20 protein-coding genes are annotated in these 18,441 nt (G+C 37.3%); 11 read left to right on the top strand and 9 right to left on the bottom strand.

Features of this window, described 5'->3' with window-relative positions:
• The first annotated feature begins 135 nt into the window (after nt 1-135).
• Entirely contained in the window at nt 136-3,147 is a 3,012-nt protein-coding gene (locus CTY48_RS18950; protein ID WP_236355031.1) for a glycoside hydrolase family 2 TIM barrel-domain containing protein, read from the top strand.
• 213 nt (nt 3,148-3,360) lie between these two features.
• On the opposite strand, the gene CTY48_RS18945 is transcribed toward CTY48_RS18950, so the two are convergent.
• From CTY48_RS18945 to CTY48_RS18930, 3 genes are all read right to left on the bottom strand, one after another.
• Complete coding sequence (locus CTY48_RS18945) at nt 3,361-4,149, bottom strand: DUF7402 domain-containing protein (RefSeq protein ID WP_099469991.1); 789 nt, start codon at nt 4,147-4,149, stop codon at nt 3,361-3,363.
• Nucleotides 4,150-4,312: 163 nt separating this feature from the next.
• Entirely contained in the window at nt 4,313-4,819 is a 507-nt protein-coding gene (locus CTY48_RS18940) for a DUF3888 domain-containing protein (RefSeq protein WP_099469990.1), read from the bottom strand.
• Between the two features lie 353 nt (nt 4,820-5,172).
• Nucleotides 5,173-6,147, bottom strand: coding sequence for a ketopantoate reductase family protein (locus CTY48_RS18930; RefSeq protein WP_180272786.1), 975 nt, complete (start codon nt 6,145-6,147; stop codon nt 5,173-5,175).
• Nucleotides 6,148-6,320: 173 nt separating this feature from the next.
• Between CTY48_RS18930 and CTY48_RS18925 the strand changes: the two genes are divergently transcribed.
• The 7 genes from CTY48_RS18925 to CTY48_RS19930 all read left to right on the top strand — a co-directional run bounded on the left by CTY48_RS18925 (nt 6,321) and on the right by CTY48_RS19930 (nt 11,053).
• The gene (locus CTY48_RS18925; RefSeq protein WP_099469987.1) at nt 6,321-6,899 is read left to right on the top strand and encodes a TetR/AcrR family transcriptional regulator; all 579 of its coding nucleotides are present in this window, start codon (nt 6,321-6,323) and stop codon (nt 6,897-6,899) included.
• Between the two features lie 475 nt (nt 6,900-7,374).
• Entirely contained in the window at nt 7,375-7,953 is a 579-nt protein-coding gene (locus CTY48_RS18920; RefSeq protein ID WP_099469986.1) for a TetR/AcrR family transcriptional regulator, read from the top strand.
• A gap of 27 nt (nt 7,954-7,980) precedes the next feature.
• Entirely contained in the window at nt 7,981-8,712 is a 732-nt protein-coding gene (locus CTY48_RS18915) for an ABC transporter ATP-binding protein (protein WP_099469985.1), read from the top strand.
• Nucleotides 8,709-9,419 carry an ABC transporter permease gene (locus CTY48_RS18910; protein WP_099469984.1) on the top strand — a complete coding sequence of 237 codons (711 nt, stop codon included), beginning with the start codon at nt 8,709-8,711 and terminating at the stop codon, nt 9,417-9,419. Before CTY48_RS18915 ends, CTY48_RS18910 begins: the two co-directional genes overlap by 4 nt.
• Nucleotides 9,419-9,595, top strand: coding sequence for a DUF308 domain-containing protein (locus CTY48_RS19780; RefSeq protein WP_180272785.1), 177 nt, complete (start codon nt 9,419-9,421; stop codon nt 9,593-9,595). Before CTY48_RS18910 ends, CTY48_RS19780 begins: the two co-directional genes overlap by 1 nt.
• A 19-nt stretch (nt 9,596-9,614) precedes the next feature.
• Nucleotides 9,615-10,862, top strand: a complete 1,248-nt coding sequence (locus CTY48_RS18905) for an MFS transporter (RefSeq protein ID WP_099469983.1) — start codon at nt 9,615-9,617, stop codon at nt 10,860-10,862.
• Between the two features lie 8 nt (nt 10,863-10,870).
• The gene (locus tag CTY48_RS19930; RefSeq protein ID WP_236355030.1) at nt 10,871-11,053 is read left to right on the top strand and encodes a hypothetical protein; all 183 of its coding nucleotides are present in this window, start codon (nt 10,871-10,873) and stop codon (nt 11,051-11,053) included.
• A 266-nt stretch (nt 11,054-11,319) separates the two neighbouring features.
• On the opposite strand, the gene CTY48_RS18895 is transcribed toward CTY48_RS19930, so the two are convergent.
• The 5 genes from CTY48_RS18895 to CTY48_RS18875 form a co-directional block, all read right to left on the bottom strand.
• On the bottom strand, nt 11,320-11,832 hold the full coding sequence (locus CTY48_RS18895; protein WP_099469982.1) for a heme-degrading domain-containing protein: 513 nt from the start codon (nt 11,830-11,832) through the stop codon (nt 11,320-11,322).
• Between the two features lie 14 nt (nt 11,833-11,846).
• A complete protein-coding gene (locus tag CTY48_RS18890; protein ID WP_099469981.1) occupies nt 11,847-13,022 on the bottom strand; it encodes an iron-containing alcohol dehydrogenase in 1,176 nt (391 codons plus the stop codon).
• A gap of 100 nt (nt 13,023-13,122) precedes the next feature.
• On the bottom strand, nt 13,123-13,476 hold the full coding sequence (locus tag CTY48_RS18885; RefSeq protein WP_180272784.1) for a winged helix-turn-helix transcriptional regulator: 354 nt from the start codon (nt 13,474-13,476) through the stop codon (nt 13,123-13,125).
• Between the two features lie 390 nt (nt 13,477-13,866).
• Nucleotides 13,867-14,130 (bottom strand): hypothetical protein, encoded by a 264-nt coding sequence (locus tag CTY48_RS18880; protein ID WP_099469980.1) that lies wholly within the window; start codon nt 14,128-14,130, stop codon nt 13,867-13,869.
• A gap of 12 nt (nt 14,131-14,142) precedes the next feature.
• Nucleotides 14,143-14,367, bottom strand: a complete 225-nt coding sequence (locus tag CTY48_RS18875; protein ID WP_099469979.1) for a hypothetical protein — start codon at nt 14,365-14,367, stop codon at nt 14,143-14,145.
• 591 nt (nt 14,368-14,958) lie between these two features.
• On the opposite strand from CTY48_RS18875, the gene CTY48_RS18865 reads away from it, so the two are divergent.
• Complete coding sequence (locus CTY48_RS18865) at nt 14,959-15,480, top strand: TetR/AcrR family transcriptional regulator (protein WP_099469978.1); 522 nt, start codon at nt 14,959-14,961, stop codon at nt 15,478-15,480.
• Between the two features lie 325 nt (nt 15,481-15,805).
• Here the strand turns inward: CTY48_RS18865 and CTY48_RS18860 are convergent, their stop codons facing one another.
• The gene (locus tag CTY48_RS18860; RefSeq protein WP_099469977.1) at nt 15,806-17,275 is read right to left on the bottom strand and encodes an ATP-binding protein; all 1,470 of its coding nucleotides are present in this window, start codon (nt 17,273-17,275) and stop codon (nt 15,806-15,808) included.
• A 193-nt stretch (nt 17,276-17,468) separates the two neighbouring features.
• On the opposite strand from CTY48_RS18860, the gene CTY48_RS20110 reads away from it, so the two are divergent.
• Both CTY48_RS20110 and CTY48_RS18850 read left to right on the top strand, forming a co-directional pair.
• Nucleotides 17,469-17,615: a tyrosine-type recombinase/integrase gene (locus CTY48_RS20110; protein WP_099469976.1), complete on the top strand. Its 147-nt coding sequence runs from the start codon at nt 17,469-17,471 to the stop codon at nt 17,613-17,615.
• Entirely contained in the window at nt 17,578-18,273 is a 696-nt protein-coding gene (locus tag CTY48_RS18850; protein ID WP_099469975.1) for a site-specific integrase, read from the top strand. Before CTY48_RS20110 ends, CTY48_RS18850 begins: the two co-directional genes overlap by 38 nt.
• Nucleotides 18,274-18,441: the final 168 nt, after the last annotated feature.

The raw sequence follows: 18,441 nt of genomic DNA, 5'->3' as shown, positions 1-18,441 counted from the left end.
TATGGAATAATGATTTATTTTTTGGTATATTCTACTTAGAATTAACATTTTAATTTATATTTTACCAAAGCTGTCCTTTGAATACGTGCAAAGCAGCTTTTATAAACTTTATGCTTATTATGAAAGGAGATTGCCATGCTGCTTCAAAAATTGCAGTTACCAAAATTTTATGAGGACCCTTCCACGCTCCATGTCGGCTGCGAGGAAAACCGAAGCTATTACATCCCTCGCGCCTTGGAGGATAAGGATGAGAGTTCCCGAAAGACTCTGTTAAACGGAGAATGGGATTTTCGCTATTATGAGAATCCGTTTGAGGTTGATGACTTTACAGCAAACGATTATTCCTATGAAAACTACGACACAATTCCTGTTCCAAGCTGTATCCAGATGCACGGCTATGACAGACATATGTATACAAACGTGACCTTTCCGTTTGCCTATGATCCACCTTATGTACCGCTTGAAAACCCGACCAGTGTGTATCACAGAACATTTGAATTAAGCAGTAACGCACTTGGTTTTAAGCAGTATCTGAACTTTGAGGGTGTGGATTCTTGCTTTTATGTCTATGTGAACAAGACCTTTGTCGGATATAGCCAGGTTTCTCACTCTACGAGCGAATTTGACATTACTCCATATATAAAAGAAGGCTCAAACGATCTTACTGTTGTCGTGTTAAAATGGTGCGACGGAAGCTATTTGGAGGATCAGGATAAGTTTCGAATGACCGGAATTTTCAGAGATGTCTATCTGTTAAGCCGTCCTGAAAACCATCTTCGCGACTTCTTTGTCAAAACCTTACTGACCGATGCATATACAAAGGCAGAGATTACCGTTGATTTTTCTTACCGCGACGCCTCTCTCCCAACCACCTGCACCCTGCTTGATGCGGACGGAAATACATTTGTAACCCAGACCGTAGAAGGCAATATCCTTTCCATAAAGCTGGATAACCCTATTCTGTGGAATGCGGAAGCTCCTTATCTCTATACTTTAAAAATTGAGGTAAGTGGAGAGGTTATTTATCAGCAGGTCGGAATCCGCTGCATCGAAATAAAGTATGATATTATCTATATAAACGGCGTCAAGATAAAATTCAAAGGCGTAAACCGCCACGACAGCGATCCGGTTACCGGCTATACCATCAGCAAAGAGCAGGCTTTAAAGGATTTGAGGATGATGAAGGAAGCAAACATCAACGCCATCCGTACAAGCCATTATCCGAATGCACCTTGGTTTACCCAGCTTTGCAATGAATACGGCTTTTATGTGGTAGGTGAGAGTGATTTAGAAGCACACGGCGCTTCCAAATTTTACGGTGGCAGTCAAGACGTAACCTATGGTGATTTGGTTCAGAGGGAAATATTTGCCGCTGCCATCTTAGACCGCAACGAGCGAAATGTGATACGCGATAAAAACAACCCTTGCATCATCATGTGGTCAATGGGAAATGAGGCAGGCTACAGCAAGGCATTCGAGGATACCGGCCGTTTTATCAAGTCCTACGACCCGACCCGACTTCTTCACTATGAGAGCAGCATCTACGAGACCGGCGAACACAAAAACGATACCTCCATGCTAGACGTTTACAGTAACATGTACACATCCCCTGCGGGCATTGAAGACTATCTGGCATCCAATCCAAAACCATATATGCTCTGTGAATTCATCCACGCAATGGGAAATGGCCCCGGAGACATCGAGGACTATATGGAATGTATTTACAAGCATGACCGCTTTGTCGGCGGCTTTGTATGGGAATGGTGTGATCATGCCATTGACCGCGGTGTGACAACGGACGGCAGAAAAGTGTTTCATTACGGCGGTGATTCTTTTGAATATCCGCATGATGGCAACTTCTGTGTTGACGGAATGGTAAGCCCTGATCGCATTCCGCATCCTGCTCTGGCAGAGTACAAAAATGCAATTCGCCCGGTCCGCGCTACCCTTTTAGACAGTAAATCGTGCAAAATTGAGCTTGAAAACAAGCTGGATTTCACAAATTTAAAGGATTATCTGACGATAACGGCAGAGCTTCTCTGTGACGGAATTGCAGTGGAAAGCTATGATTTAGGCTCTGTTGACCTTGCACCTCATGCAAAAATCATCGTAGATTTGTCAGTTAGTTCAGACTATCTTACAGAAAGCGATACAAGACCGTTAAGTGTAAGACTTCTCTACACACAGGCAACGGACAGCCACCTGACCAAAGCCGGACATTCACTTGGCTTTGACCAGCTTATCCTAAGAGAAGGAGCATTGCCGTTTGTACATGCAAGCGCTGACAGTTCCTCCCACATAAACGCAGAAGAAGACGCTGTCAAGGTTTTACTGACCGGTAAAAACTTTACCTATGTATTCAACAAGCTAAGAGGAAGCTTCGACAGCCTTATCATTGACAATTGCAGTATTTTGGATAAGCCGCTAGAATACAATATCTGGCGTGCCCCGGCTGACAATGATATCAATATCAGCAGAGACTGGAAAGCCGCTGGCTACGATAGAGCGCTTGTGCGAGTTTATGAGACAAACGTTTCCGTCGAGAACAATGTAGCGACCATCCGATGCCGCCTTGCCATCAGCGCAATTCAGATTCAGCATATTGTCGATTGTGACGTGGTTTGGTATGTCGGAGGCGACGGCACCATTACACTTGAGCTGAACGGCAAGAGAAACACCGAGCTTCCTTTCCTTCCAAGGCTTGGTATTCGTCTCTTCCTGCCAAAGGATTACAGCAAGACAGAATACTTCGGCTACGGTCCAAATGAGAGCTATATTGACAAGCACCGCTCCTCATGGCTTGGCAGATTCCAATCAAAGGTTGACGATATGTATGTGGACTATATTATGCCGCAGGAAAACTCCAGCCATTACCATTGCAGCGAGGTACTCTTAAGCTCCGACTACGGAAAGACACTTCGTGCCAGCGCAAATAAACCGATTTCTTTCAATGCAGGACGTTATACACAGGAGGAATTGGAGCAAAAAGCACATAACTATGAGCTTGAAAAATCAGACAGCACTGTTTTATGCTTGGATTACAAAATGAGCGGTGTCGGCTCCAATGCCTGCGGACCTGCTTTGTTAGAGCAATATAGGCTTGATGAGGAAGATATTTCCTTGCAGCTTAGTTTGCAGTTTTTATAGAAATCCACTCAATAAAATCCTTTACATTACTTCTATATAAAAAACAAAGAATGTGCAAGGCACATTCTCCTTGCTCGAGCGGGCTGCGCAGCCAATACTTCCACTCGGCGAGGTGCGCATAATATTTTCTATGATACAAAGAGACAGCCGTTCTTGTAATAACAAGATAACGGCTGTCTCTTTGTATTCCAACATCATAAACTCAGTAAACTATCACTTATCATAACCATATACTTCAATCTGCGTAAGTGCAGGAAACGGAGATTCCTCCGGTGATTTAATCAGATGGCTCAATTCCACCCATTCAATCTCCTTCTCCTCAAAGCTAAATTCATGGGGCAGACTGCTCTTCTCCATCTCCACTTCCATGCTGCTGCCATCAGAAAAGGTAATCGTCGCCTGTTTCCACCAGTTATCATGGGGGAAGTCTGCCCTTGTGTAAAGCACAATGCGGTCCGCTGCCACTTTTCTTCCAAATTCTACCTTAATCGCCGCATCATCGCGCCTGTTAATGCCCCACGACTGATATGGCCATTCGCCGTGGCTGTTGTTAACGTTAATACCGTCTATCGCATTTTTAGCTGCAAAAACCGCCTCATTTCTCGTCTCTACGTTAGCTGAGGCATGCGGATAGCATTTTACCTCGCCATGCTGGTCGTTGACGTTTACACAGAGGTTTCGGTATGCCTTTACCTCATAGCTCTTTGCCACCTTAGCACCTAATAAATGCTTATCGCCCCAGAATACTTTCGGAGATAAGTTGATTCGTCTCTCACCAAAGGGAATTTTGTATTCCACGTTATCTGTTATGTAAACCATTGATTTTCCCATCGCATCATCAAATTGAAGCCATAGATTTATATTTTTTTCAGAGGATTCCAATACGATATAATCGCCCTCCTCATACTCTCTCATGTGAACCAGATTCACTTCATTTTCTCCGCGGTTGACAGAGAGTGTATTACCGCCCTTGTCCAAAACCTTTAAACATAATGTTGCCATAAGCTTATCAACCTCAATTCTTTCAAATTATCTTTTGCCCTTTGGGCAAAGATTTCTAGTTTTATTATATCGGCATCCGCTATGGCATTGGAATGTAAATTTTATAGATTTAGCTGTAAATTTTTATGATTTTCCGATTTTTAAAAATATTCTGTCCTTTTTATCAATCTGCATATTCACCCGGTACTGTTTTTCTTTCTAAATCTTTTAAGTTCTCCGGTAAATGATAGCTTAAAATATGCTCAAATTTCTCTATTTCGACATCTCCTGTGTAACTTGCCGAAAAAGTGATTTCATCCCTTCCTATGGTATCATGCGGTCCAATATAAGGCTCTGAGACAAAGGTAATCATACTGATTGTATTTTCTGTTCCCGGTTTACTTTCCGACTTGATTTCTTTTACCGTTACTACATAATAAGCAACAGTAGGATTTATCGTATAATATTGGCTGTAAAATACATTCGTGGCTTGTTGTATGGCATTTAGATAGGTATTAATCAGCAATTTATCATATTCAGATTCTGTCTCATAGCTGTGCATGGTTGTTGTCATCTGCGCCTTAATCGAATTATCTTTAATGAAAAGGTAATAGGTTAAAGATAGGATAGCCAAACATAGCAGAAACAATATTTCAGTATTCTTTTTATTGATATGAATCAGGTGCAACATAAATCCCTCCCCTAAAATATATGGTAGAAATAGCTGCTTATGATGGTATTTGGGTGGGAATAACTAATTCTTTTCGTTGGCGTACTATGTTGGGCATAATAAAAAAGAGCCCAAAACCTTTTACAAAGTCTTGAAACTCTTTAAAAAGAATGAAGCGCATATTAATAATAATGCAAGGATTGTTAACATTGTTCTGTTTTTGATTTTTCTTGCATTATTTAAAAGCAAAAGTATGCTACCTAAAAAAATTAATACTGTAATCCACACTGCATTTGAATCATTAACAGACCAAATCACAGCGTCGTATATTGCAAAGAAAGCACATACTATAGTCAAAATAGCTTAAAACCTTTTCATAATAACCCAGCACTTTTTTTCGAATCGCGTGGCAGTAGGCTTTGCGAATGATACTTATCCATTGCTTCTTTCTGCAATGCATCCCAAACCGGTCCCACATAATTGGTCTGTGTTTTCATTTTATCAAACGCTTCATATAGACCGTTCATTTCGTCAAATGTTCCCTGCACAACCCTGCTCATTGGCAATTTGTGATAAATTTTCATTGCCAAATAATAGACACCCTTGTATTGCCGAAACAGCTTGGCTTGGGTAGCCGGAGTGATTGTATAACCCAATCTCTCCAGGGCAGAGAAACCTTCATCTGTGGCCTCTATCATACGCTTCAAAGCATATTTGTCTTTTGACACTTTTTTAAAATCATTATTAAATAAATAGTAGGTTGAATTCATAGGTAAAATCATTACATAATGGGATTTTAACCAAGCATCTATATTCCTTTGATAAGTAACCTTATATTTTTCACCAAATGCTTTTTTAATGGCAGGAAAGACCTTCATCGTGTCTCCTAACTCACCGGCCATAACATTACCTCCCCCATGGATAGAAATGACAGTCCCTGTGTCTGTTCGCATACCGGCACTTGTTTGAAAGCCAAATGCAACCTTCTTCTTTGTTGTGCTGTTTTTGATTAAAAAGTCGCGCATTGTTTCTGCGTCCGCATTGTTCCCGACAAGGGCAATGTTTTCGCTGACATTAGCGGCTAACACGGGAAGAACAGATTGAAACTGATGATACTGCATCACAACAAATATGATGTCATAATAGTCAAATGCCTCTAAGGAACGGACAAGATTTATTTTATCAACAGTTTTTTTCCTCTGAAAGAAATGTTGAATCACCAGTCCGTCTTGAGCCAATTGCTTATAGCGTTCACCACGTGCTAACATAAAAACCTCATTTCCCGCCTGCATTAATGTATGAGCGAGATAACTTCCCAAAACTCCGGCACCATATACCAATATTTTCATTTTTCTTACATCCTTTCCTTGCATAGTTTTGAAATATTTCATTCCATATTACAAAACTTATTATATGGCAATAACTTCACCTTGTCAATAAGTTTTGAAATTACTTATAACATATTTCAAAACTATCAAAAATGTGATATACTAAAAATATCTTATTTGATAGAGGTGACAGGATGAATAAATATGAGATTCGTACACAAAAGAAAAAAGATGCTATTATAAAAGCGTCTTTAGAGCTGTTCCGCACAAAAGGATATACCAATACCAGCATCAATGAAATAGCGGCATGTGCCGAGGTATCTGCTGTTTCCATTTATAATTACTTTCAGAATAAAGAAAATCTGGTCAAAGAATGTGCTGCTGTACTTCTAGGAGAAGCGCAAGAAATGGTATTCTCCTTGTTGTATGCAAAAATGAGTTTTAAGGATAGACTGTTGCGTGCAGTAACCCTTTGTGCCGAGAAACCCCACGAACTTTTAGCTGAGTATTTTTCAAAAGAAGCATTAGATGATAAAGTTTTTGTTGAATTGCTGGGTAGAGAAATGAGTAAAATACGGATGGATGTTATTTCTGCATTTATTGAATCTGGCAAATCAGAGGGTGTCATTAATCCTTCTATTGCAACGGATACCATTCTTCATTTTTTGCTTGCGGCTTCTGAAGTGCAGGCTGCATGGAAAACACAAGAGGAGTATAAAGCAAATGCGGGAGAATTGTATCACTTGATTTTGTATGGAATGATCGGTCAGTAATACCATATTCTTGATTCTACCAAGGGAGTATAAGCTGGAGTATGTGAACCAAAAAAACCACACTTTCTAGCTTACACTCCCCGTTTAGCCTTACAAACCTACTTTTTTTAACAAGCCATTAAAAGAACGCAGTATAATCAGCACAGCACAGACGGCAATACTGGAATGCATCTGATGCATAACATGAAAGAATTGGGTGGTTTAACCAACCTTGCCGTTTTATTAATCTTCTAAAATTCCCCAGTATCTAAGCCTTTCAGCCATCCTTCCTCGTCATCAATACCACACTTTCCACGGTATTACTAAATATCCACAAAGCTCCAGACAGCGTAATTACCCCGGTGCAAACTCAATAGCTCCCTGCAAAGGGCATTGTGCCACAATAACTATTGACAAAACAGAAGTGTTCCTCTATTATAAACCTATGACTTAATTTTATTTTTAGTCATAGGTTTATAATAAGGAGGAAATAAAAATGGCAAGAAGTTTTTCAGAAGCAGAAAAAGTCAATATTCGTGAAAAACTAATTAAGGAATGCGAGATAAGTTGGACGACAATTGGTTATAAAAAAACGAAAATTGATGAACTCTGCTCAAAAGTTGGAATATCAAAGGGGGCTTTCTATGTATTCTTTGATTCAAAGGAGCATTTGTTTTGCAGGGTATTTGATATTTTCCAAGAACGGCACAAAGCTCTTGAAGAAACACTTCCCCCAGCTCCAACCAAAGAAGATATATGCCGTTTGCTAAAACAATTATATCTTGAGTACGACAAAACCCATATACTATCGCAACGCAATAGCCCCGATTTTATTAGTTTTCTAAACAGAGCACCCAAAGATTGGATAGAAAAAAGCCAGAAAATTAGTGAAACTTTTATTGAAGATAATATTTTCAACTCTAATCTTAAATTGAAAATGAGTAAGGAAAAATCAATCGGAATAATCAACGCATTACTCGCTATCTTAACGAGCAAAGATGTACTTTACTACAATGACCATTTTGATGTGTTCTGTACATTGCTAGACAGCGTCATTGATGAAATATATGATTAAAAATTTATAAATAAATTGGAGGCCAAAATGGAAAACGAAGCAATGATAGTAATTCAAAACCTTTCCAAAAAATTTGATAACACTTTTGTTGTCAAAGACAGCAATATGACTGTTCCAAAGGGTTGTGTTTATGGTTTTTTGGGTGCGAACGGTGCAGGAAAAACCACTATTTTCAAAATGCTTACGGGCCTAATATCCCCAACAAGCGGAACGGTTGAAGTTTTGGGAGATGATGTGACAAAGGACAGGGAAAAAGTCTTACGGAGTATTGGCAGTCTGATTGAGGCTCCCATATTCTATGAGCATTTGTCAGCGGCCGAAAACCTAACGCTTCATCTTGCATATATGGGTACGGAAGGCTTTGGAGCGGAAGCCGCTCTTGATATGGTGGGGCTTAACGACACAGGTTCTAAGCCTGTCAGCAAATTTTCGCTTGGTATGCGACAACGGTTGGGAATTGCGAGAGCTTTTATCCACAAGCCGAAAATACTAATTTTGGATGAACCGATAAACGGACTCGATCCTATGGGAATACGAGATATACGGAATTTGTTTCTCACACTGACACAAAAGCATGACATGACTATCCTTTTGTCAAGCCACATTCTAAGCGAAATTGAGCATATCGCTGATCTGGTGGGCGTGATTGTAAACGGCACTGTCGTGCAGGAAATTTCGCTTGACCAAATAAAACAGCAAAGTGACATACGGTTAGAAGAATACTTTTTTAATGTTATGAGCGGAGGAACTATATCATGATAAAGTTAATCAGACTGGAATTGAAAAGGAATAACATCCGTACTTATTTGGTTGCAAGTGCCATTTTATGTCTTGTCCTTCTTGGATTTATTTATCTTATAGCCAATGCAGCACAGCTTGAAGACAGTAGCTCCCGTGAGATTGTATTTAGAAGCTACACGAACATATTCCGCTTAATTGGGATAATTAGTTTAGTTGTTTTCAGCACCATGTCTGCTATCATGTATTCACGGCTGATTATCGGCGAATATACAGGGAAGCGGGCTGCACTATTGTTTTCTTATCCTGTCAGCAGAAGCAAAATACTTTTGGCTAAATTATTATTGGTTTTTGTGTTCACGTCAGTTTCCATGCTGATTTGTACAGCGATACCCTATATCATTTTCAGCATAACCGAATCAGTTTCACCAATTGTCGTTCAAGATGTTATGACAATGGATTTGGTTGTAGACGCATTGAAAACATCAGGTATTGCCGTTATAGCACTTGGGGGAATTGGAATAGTGTCCCTGCGAATTGGTTTTATACAGAAATCCGTTCCAACAACGCTAATAAGTGCCATTTTACTAAGTTCTATCTACGGAAATGCCGCAATTAATACAAATGACATTCTATCGAGTGTGTTAATTAGTGGTATTGGTCTTATCGCTGCCATTATCGTAATGACCGAACTATCAAATAAGGTAAATAAAATGGAGGTGGAGTAATGCCTATTGGATATATAGTTGGTATAATTGTTGCAGTTTGCATTATTATTTGTGGCTGCGTAGCAGCTATTCATGCAAAAAAGAATCAAAAAAAAAGTAAATGGGCAATGTGGGCACTCATTGTTGGAATTATGGCCTTGATAAGCGCAGTTATTAATTATCAGCTTTTCAATTGATCAAAGAAAAGGTGATATTATGCGAGAAAAGGCTAATTCATACTCAAAAGATTTTAAATTAATGATAGTAGGGCAAATCATTTCCGTATTTGGTGCAGCACTCTTACGCTTTGCCCTTTCACTTTATATTTTGGACATTACAGGGCGAGCTGATATGTTCGCTGCATTGTACGCAGTATCAAACATTCCGATTCTGCTTTCACCTTTAGGTGGGGCAATCGCAGACAGATTCAACAGACGTAATCTTATGGTGCTTTTCGATTTTACAAGCAGCTTGGTTGTTATGTTCCTGTTTTTGCTTATTTCTGCGGGATTGGCTACGGTTACGCCGATTGGTGTAATTATGGTGTTGCTGTCCATTATCAGTGCGATGGAAACTCCCACCGTCACTGCCAGTATTCCTCTATTGGTGAAAACTGAAAAATTAGAGAGTGCAAATGGTATTGCACAGGCAGTACAGGCTTTATCGGGTGTTGCCGCGCCAATTTTAGGCGGCATGCTATACAGCACGTTAGAGATTCGTTTTCTCGTTATCATAACCTGTATTACGTTTTTCCTATCTGCTGTAATGGAACTATTCATTAAGATACCGTTTGCCAGACGCGAATGGGATGGGCATATTATTGTTACTATTGTAAAAGACATGAAAGCAGGCTTTGTCTATGTGGTAAAACAACCGTTCATTCTAAAATCAATGATTGTAGCCGCTGCAATCAATTTAGTTTTATCGCCGCTTTTGATTGTAGGCAGTCCAATTATTTTACGAGTCACTATGCAAAGCAGCGATACAATGCAGGGCATAGGTGTCGGACTTATCAGCTTTGCAAGTATTTTAGGAACACTGACTATTGGTGTTTTTGCCAAAAGAATTAAAGTGAAAACGCTGCACCGATTTATTGCCGCCATTGCCTTATTGGCTGTGCCTATTGCCGTATCGGTGTTTCCGTTTATCCTTGAACTTGGATACTATCCGGCTTTCACATTGTTTATGCTCGGTGCGATTCCCATAGCTATGGTTGCATCTATAATTTCAATCTATGTTATTGCGAGAGTGCAACGAGTAACTTCAAATGATAATTTAGGTAAAGTTATGGCAATCATCATGGCTGTCGCAGGATGTGCCGCACCGATAGGTCAAGTTATATATGGAGTTGTATTTGAATCGTTTAGCGATGTGCTATATTTTCCGATTTTGGCTGTTAGTTTGCTGATGCTTGTTATCGCTTTTGTTGCACGTCGAATGTTTTCGACTGAATCCAACAGTTGATTACTATTATGTGTGCAGCAGAACTCAAGTCCAGAATAGGCAAAGAAATTGACACTACTACCTTAAACCGGGAGCTGAAAAACTATGAAGCCAAACTTCGGGAAGTAGACCTAAATAAAACTCGCCTTGAAAATGAGATTGATAGTTTGCCGGAGGATACCCGCTTTAAGGATGCAAGCTCCATGATATAACCCTCCGCTTTGATGGACTATATGATGTTATTGTTGAAGCGGAAGAAAAAATTGAGAATGTAAAGCTCCGCTCAAGGCTGTCGAGCAGGATGCCATTACCTTAGAGAACATCTACACCCTATTGGCAAACTTTGAAAAGGTGTATGACAAAATCGGCGATGAAGAAAGAAAATCCCTAATTCCTTCGTTAATCAAAGAAATAGAGATTTTCCCATGCGCTGACTCAGAGCTACCTCTAAAGTCTATTTTATTCAATTCTTTCAATGTTAGTATGACATCTTTAAATCTATTTCAGGTACTTTATCAACACCTAACCACTCGGTTAAAGCCTTTATAATAAAATCATGATCCCTCTCGTGTGGCAAATTAGATACAGTCAAAACTGCAACCATTTCTCCTGTTTTCAATCTAATCGGAAATCCTCCTCCACAAAGGATATAATCTTTCTCAGACAATCCATGGGTTTTAATCTCTTGATCCGTAATAAACGAAACCGCCCATGCACCTAATGAACTTCTCTCCATTAAAGATACCGTATTAAATTTTCTTTTCATCCAGTTTTGATTATTTAGATTCGTTCCTTCTGTACAATGTTGAAAGAGAATATTTCCATTTAATTTTCGAATAGCAATAGCTAACTCCTGTTTCGTTTCATAAACTTTATTTACTAAATAATTTCCCAACTCCCAAGCATCCCTATTCGAAAACCTTAGAAATCTAAGTATCTCTTCTTGTTCCAATATAATCTCGTTCAATTTAATATAATCTTCTCTGGTCATATCACATAACCTCCCTATAACATCAAACGATATATATTGATAACATCTTCTTCACTTAAAGTTACAAATCCTCCCAATGTACCTGTTTTTACATCTCCATAGCATGCAGTATGAGCTAACTTTGAAATATCCTCTTCTTTCGCTCCCAATTCCTCAAAATTCTTTGGCATACCAATAGAAATCAAAAATTGCTGAAATGCTTGGATACCAGCTTTTGCCGTCTCTTCCGGATGATTAAAGTCCATGCTGCATCCCCATACTCTGCATGCAACCTGAGCAAAACGCATGATATTATGTTTCATGTTATATCTCATAACTGCCGGCATCGTTACTGCTAAACCAGCACCATGTGCGCAATCGTATAAAGCAGATAACTCATGCTCTATGTCATGACTTGCCCAGTCTTGTGTCCTTCCTACCCCACACGAATTATTGTGAGCCATCATTCCTGCCCACATAATATTGGCACGTGCATGGTAATTATCCGGTTCCGCAATCACTCTAGGTCCTTCATGAATCATAGTCAGCATCAATCCTTCTATCATACGGTCTGTCACTTCAACTTCTTCCGTATTGGTAAAATATCTTTCATATAAATGTGCCAATATATCTGTAATTCCGCACGCAGTCTGATATTCTGATAAAGTTTGAGTCAATTCCGGATTGAGAATAGAGAATTTCGGTCTCAACCCTTCTCCTGTTGTTGCACGTTTCAGCATTCCGTTTTCATGTGTAATAACCGAATCTGCTGACCCCTCACTTCCAGCAGCAGAAATTGTCAGGATTGTTCCGATTGGCAATGCTCTCTCTACCGTTTTTCCTTGATAATAATCCCAAAAATCTCCATCATAAACTGCTCCTGCGGCAATTGCTTTCGCAGAATCAATTGTGCTTCCTCCTCCTACTGCTAGAATAAAATCAATTTTTTCTTTCTTACAAATCTCAATCCCTTCATATACTAATCCGCTTCTCGGATTTGGTTTTACACCACCTAGTTCTACGTACGATAAATTTGCCTTTTTCAAAGATTCTTTTACACGATCCAGCAAACCTACACGAGCAATTGATCCACCGCCATAATGAATTAAAACTTTAGTACCACCAAATCGTTTTACATATTCTCCCGCCTCATTTTCCATATATTTTCCAAATGCAAAATACGTTGGCGCATAAAATGTGAAATTCTCCATAAAATTACCTTCTTTCTTTTAATATAAATATATTCTATTTCTAAATCGAAACATATTCAAGGAGGCACCTTTTTTTCCCCTATGCACCAATAGATACCTATTATTCCTCACAGCATTGTTTATTTGTTATTTCATATTTATCGCCAGCGTTTTGACTTCCCCAGTCACACATCATTTCCAAAAGGGGATATAGTGTCTCCCCATGCTTTGTGACAGAATACTCTACCTGTATTGGAACTGTCGGAAATACTTTTCTTTTTAGAAGCCCTTCTTTTTCCAGTTCACGTAGCTGATTGGTTAACGTTTTTTTAGGCGCCCTTTCCAGAAAATGCAAAATCTGATTGTAACGTTTTGGTCCTTCCTCCTGTAAATAATGCAAAATAAGAGGCTTCCATTTCCCACCGATTACTTTCAAAGTAATTTCCATTTCACAAGTAACTTTTATTTTCTCCAACTTATTTACCTCCGCATTTTATATTTATTAACATTTAACCTTTTATTCCCAAACAACGTTATTATTAAAATTGTACACCTTACTATTTTTATTTTCAACTTAATCAGACACTATTATTTTACAAATTATATCATTTTTACCTTCGTTGCAATTTATAAAAACAAAAAGGCAAGAGAATCAAAATACAAAACGCACTTTAATTCTCTTGCTATCTTTTTTCTGTTATAATTTTATTTTATAAGTTAATAGTAAATATTTTTAAAACTCGGGTGTACATATCTTCTTTTATTCTGCGTCTTTTCCTCCACCTGGATGGCATTTTGAGGGCATCTGTTTACACATCCAATACAATGGACACAGTTGCTGCCCCAGACCGGTTTATCTTCAAATTCAATATTTTGTACATTGCTTGCATTTTATACATTTATCATCTGCATACAACTTTTTATCAAAATCTTTATACATATGCTTAAGCACCTTATACGCTTGTTTGGAAACAAAACGTATTCCTGGTATAGGACGATACATTATTATTGTCTTTTTATTCAATATGTCTTTTGTAAAGCCATCAATTTTAGTTTTAGCTTGAGAAAGCAGTTTTCTCTCTTTTTCTTCTTCAGAAGCCTTTGAATTATATATATCATTTTCGGGCATTTTCACTTCAAACTAGGCATCTATATCTTCCTTGAAGTCATGATATGATCCCCCTGTAGAATTGGCATAGGTTATAACAACAAATACATATATGCCTTTTTTATCAATAAGGCTCAAAATTTGTTTCTTAAAATCCAATACAATATCAAGTGCATTTCCAAAATGGCAGGGAAATACAAAGCCAATTCTTTCAGCATGAATGCATTGCTCAAAATCCTTAAACAGGGTTAACGGCATCAGATATTCACCCTCAATCTGATCTGCAATTTGCTTTGCAGCAGCATATGAATTTCCGGAACCAGAAAAAAAATATCATTATAATTTCCTCCATCAAATAGCAATCTTACATCAAGGTCCTAAGCGGAACATTGTTCTGTAGCAAGAAATTAGAAGCAATTTTTGTCCTTAAAAAATGTCGTATGGCAAAATCAATCAGCCACAAAGGTAACTTTAAAAACACTTTCATATTTGATGGTGTCACTTTAACACCTGCTTTTATAAGTTTGACCGCGTATGTGCTTCCTATTACTCCTGCACCGAAAATTAAAATTCTATTACATTTTTTACTTATAAAACTACCTCTTTTTATTTTATCAACAAATGTTGATTTATGAACATTTGTATTATATGATCATATTATCAAAGGCATTCCATGACTTCAATAACTAAAATGTTTGAATTTGTTGATTATTGAGCAAAATGAGGCTGCCTGTTTATTTACTTTAAAGTCAATTTTTAACAGAGCTCACGGGCGTTAGTTTTATAACAACTTTATAAGGCGAAGGAGGAACCCATGGATCAACGCATACAAAAACCAAAGACGCTATTATGGAGGCATTTGTCGGATTAATGGCAGAAAAGGATTTTGAACAATTAACCATCAATGAAATTGCCAACAGAGCCAATGTAAATCGGGGCACTATTTATTTGCATTACACCGATAAGTATGCTCTTTTGGATCAATGCATCGAGACTCATTTAAACCAATTATTCCAATACTGTTCTTCCACTGAAAACACTGTCAATTTTTCTTCAAAAGATTCTATTCTCCGAACCTTTGAATATTTGGAGCAGCATGCTTTTTTCTATTCCACTATGCTGACAAATAAGGGTATCCCTGCTTTTAGAAACCGTTTGCTGACAATGGCTTTGCAGAGCTCGAATGAACAAATGGATGTAAGCGACATCAATCCGAATATGAATAAGGAGGTTCTTGTTCAGTTTCTGGCTTCAGCGGCTGTCGGTGTACTGGAATGGTGGATTACCCACTCCATGCCTTATCCCGCCGAGGATATGGTGGAACAATTCTGGGTACTGTTGGAACGCATTCAAATGGCTCCCCAACAGTGAGGGTAGGGGATAATCTTCAGAGGAAAAAATAAGATTTGTTTGAAAGATGGAACTCAGACTTTTTCTATTGAAGTAATAGATACAAAAAAGAGCCCCAAAACCTTCTACAAAGTCTTGAAACTCCTTATTTCCTGCGGATGACAGGAATTGAACCTTATCATGCGTCTGAAAACACTATAAAGAGAGGGCATTCAGCACTTCATCTATGAAATGTTCTCAAAAGTGTTCTCAATAATTTTGATACGTTTTACCAAGCCACTTATGTAATATGTTTTTTATTGCGACTGTTCTACCTAACATAAAAATATATATGTTAAGCGCATTATTATTCTTCCAAAGATATTTGATAAAATAAATCTTCTATGTTTGATGGTTGTAGTGCCCATCTATATGCTGGGTGTATTTCATAGGAATATCCAAAATCCGAAAATTCATTTGCTAAATATCTATTTTCATCATAGTAACTACGTTGTATCTCTTCATCCTTATCTTTTCTAGCTGTTAAAAAATTTATTTTGTAAAGAAAAGCAGCTAAATTTTGTGCAGTAACTACTTTATTTCCGTTAAAGGTATAATTACTCATAGATAATATATTATTTAATTTATTTATTAATTTATCTCTACTGAACAAACAAGGAGAACCGCTTTCTAATTCTTTTTTTGTAGGACGCATTTTTAATAACAAATCCTCAATTTTAGTTAATTCCGATGCATACTCGTTTATGGTATCTTGCAATCTACCAGCTGAATATTCATTAAATGATTCTTCCAAATCTGATGTTTGTATTTTGCTATGTGAAAATTTTTTTGCATTTCTCGCTGCCAAAGTACACAATTTGATTAAATCTCTAGGTCTCTTTCTAATCAACGACATTAAAACTTGATATATTGGCGCATTATCCCAATGTCCTTTTCCTTTAAAGCGCTCTTCAAAAACGCTATCGAGATAATGCTTTATATCTTTTTGCTTCTTTTCTAATAATTCTTTCTCGTTAATATCCCTTCCAAAATATGTTTCAATTCTTTTAATAAGCATAACCATAATCTCATGGTTACTCCAGTATTGCCACAAAACACAACCTTCAATCTTATCTGTAGATTCATCAGAAGTTCTTACCGAATAGTATACATCACTTCTCAACGCTACTCTAAATCTCAGATTTGGAATTTCTCGACTTAAATCTCTTATTGAGTTTAGCAAAGCTGATATATTTTTAATATCATTTTGTGTATTTTCCCATCCCCTATCCAAATCATCTATATATACAGTTATAATTTTCTCTGTAAATATAATATTTTTAAACAAAGTAGTAAAATCTTTACTTGACATTGTTATTGTTTCTTTTTGCAATTCATTAACTTTTTTACCTACAATACTAAATAAAAGTGTAGAAAATTTTTCTACCCATGGATTTCTATTTAAATAATCGGAAGTAGAAATTGATTCAATTATTTTTTGAAAAATTATTTTTGAAAGTCCATCTTTCCAATCTCTAATTCTTTTATTAAAATTATCTGTGTGTATATCTAGTTCAATAATATCATCAGGCTGAATTGAAATAGATATGTTTTCTTTTTCCACATCTTCTTTTTGTAAAATTTTTAATAACGCCGATTTACCTACGCCTTTGTGACCCACCAAAATATATAGTGGTATGCTACTACTCATTTTTTCATAAATGTCGCCTTTAACATAGTATTGAAGTAATCTATCAATATTTTCATCTTCTGCAGCTTCATTTCCAAACAATTGACGAATAGTTTCTTCATTAAAATCTTTAATACCTAATTCCATATATACATCCCCTTCAATGTTTTTATTACATTATAAAACATTATATTACATAAATCTACCAAAAGACTTTATATACTTCAAACATTCAGAAAAAAAAGTTTTTATGGAAAAGCATGACAAGAAGTTAAATACAAATCAAACGAATTTATTCGTCAGATGGACTTGAGCGAATATATAGCCAAGCAAAGATACTTTGATTGGCTTTTTAAATACCTATTGCGATGTATGCAGCGTAAAATGGAAGGAAACCACACAAGCCTTATACAAAATGTATATAGATAAACATTTTAAGCCTTACTTTAATGAAAAAACTAATAGACATAAAACCCATCGACCTTGACAGGTTTTATAAATACAAGCTGAACAATGAGGGTAACGATAAAAATACTGTTAGCATTAATACTGTAAGAAAATTAAACGGTTTTCTTAAGTCGGTATTTACTTACGCAGTTAAGAACGATTATATAAGAAAAAAACCAGCTAATAGCGTTGTTTGGGCTAGAAAAAAAATATATAAACCAAACGTATACAACGAGGCGCAATTTTTAAAACTATTAAATGCTGTCAAGGGAACTGATGACGAAATCCCCATTGTGCTAGGTGCTGGATGTGGACTTAGAAGGGGTGAAATGTTTGGGTTGAAATGGAAAAATATAGATTTTGAGAACAATACTATATCAATCGAAACAACAGCGGTGCGTTTCGATAAAAATATTGAAAAGAAACCCAAGACTATTACAAGCAAAAGAACAATTGTTACGCCTGCTTATGTTACAAAAACCTTGGAGGAATATTACAACATTAATTTGCCGCCGATTAATCAAAAAGTAATTACGCGATGGATGCCTCAATCATATTCGGAGGGTTTGGGTCACAGTCAAGTTGGAACGTTAAAAAATGTATATCAACGCGTGCTCGAAGATATGAACCGAACGGCTGCAGATAACATAAATAAAATATTTGAACCCAAGAAAAATGATGATGAAGAAAAAAAATAGCCAGCTGTTTAGCTGGCTACATTTTGGGCTACACGCATTTTTTTACTACACATAAAAATCGTTTAAACCCTTGGTACTGCGGATGACAGGAATTGAACCTTACTATGTGTCCAAAAACACTATAAAGAAAGGGAATTCAGCACTTCATCTAACAAATGTTCTCAAAAG

It is taken from the genome of Konateibacter massiliensis, assembly GCF_900184995.1.
Taxonomy (GTDB): domain Bacteria; phylum Bacillota; class Clostridia; order Lachnospirales; family Lachnospiraceae; genus Lachnotalea; species Lachnotalea massiliensis.
The sequence above is the reverse complement of the archived record's forward strand: the minus strand, read 5'-3'. Positions and strand labels throughout refer to the sequence as shown.

Coding starts and splice junctions, on each gene's coding strand:
- CTY48_RS18930 (WP_180272786.1), bottom strand. CDS start 6,147: ATGAAAATATTGGTATATGGTGCCGGAGTTTTGGGAAGTTATCTCGCT.
- CTY48_RS18890 (WP_099469981.1), bottom strand. CDS start 13,022: ATGGAGAATTTCACATTTTATGCGCCAACGTATTTTGCATTTGGAAAA.
- CTY48_RS18905 (WP_099469983.1), top strand. CDS start 9,615: ATGCGAGAAAAGGCTAATTCATACTCAAAAGATTTTAAATTAATGATA.
- CTY48_RS18895 (WP_099469982.1), bottom strand. CDS start 11,832: ATGACCAGAGAAGATTATATTAAATTGAACGAGATTATATTGGAACAA.
- CTY48_RS19930 (WP_236355030.1), top strand. CDS start 10,871: ATGTGTGCAGCAGAACTCAAGTCCAGAATAGGCAAAGAAATTGACACT.
- CTY48_RS18860 (WP_099469977.1), bottom strand. CDS start 17,275: ATGGAATTAGGTATTAAAGATTTTAATGAAGAAACTATTCGTCAATTG.
- CTY48_RS18875 (WP_099469979.1), bottom strand. CDS start 14,367: ATGCCGTTAACCCTGTTTAAGGATTTTGAGCAATGCATTCATGCTGAA.
- CTY48_RS18950 (WP_236355031.1), top strand. CDS start 136: ATGCTGCTTCAAAAATTGCAGTTACCAAAATTTTATGAGGACCCTTCC.
- CTY48_RS18910 (WP_099469984.1), top strand. CDS start 8,709: ATGATAAAGTTAATCAGACTGGAATTGAAAAGGAATAACATCCGTACT.
- CTY48_RS18945 (WP_099469991.1), bottom strand. CDS start 4,149: ATGGCAACATTATGTTTAAAGGTTTTGGACAAGGGCGGTAATACACTC.
- CTY48_RS18940 (WP_099469990.1), bottom strand. CDS start 4,819: ATGTTGCACCTGATTCATATCAATAAAAAGAATACTGAAATATTGTTT.
- CTY48_RS18850 (WP_099469975.1), top strand. CDS start 17,578: ATGAAAAAACTAATAGACATAAAACCCATCGACCTTGACAGGTTTTAT.
- CTY48_RS18865 (WP_099469978.1), top strand. CDS start 14,959: ATGGAGGCATTTGTCGGATTAATGGCAGAAAAGGATTTTGAACAATTA.
- CTY48_RS19780 (WP_180272785.1), top strand. CDS start 9,419: ATGCCTATTGGATATATAGTTGGTATAATTGTTGCAGTTTGCATTATT.
- CTY48_RS18925 (WP_099469987.1), top strand. CDS start 6,321: ATGAATAAATATGAGATTCGTACACAAAAGAAAAAAGATGCTATTATA.
- CTY48_RS18880 (WP_099469980.1), bottom strand. CDS start 14,130: ATGCCCGAAAATGATATATATAATTCAAAGGCTTCTGAAGAAGAAAAA.
- CTY48_RS18920 (WP_099469986.1), top strand. CDS start 7,375: ATGGCAAGAAGTTTTTCAGAAGCAGAAAAAGTCAATATTCGTGAAAAA.
- CTY48_RS18915 (WP_099469985.1), top strand. CDS start 7,981: ATGGAAAACGAAGCAATGATAGTAATTCAAAACCTTTCCAAAAAATTT.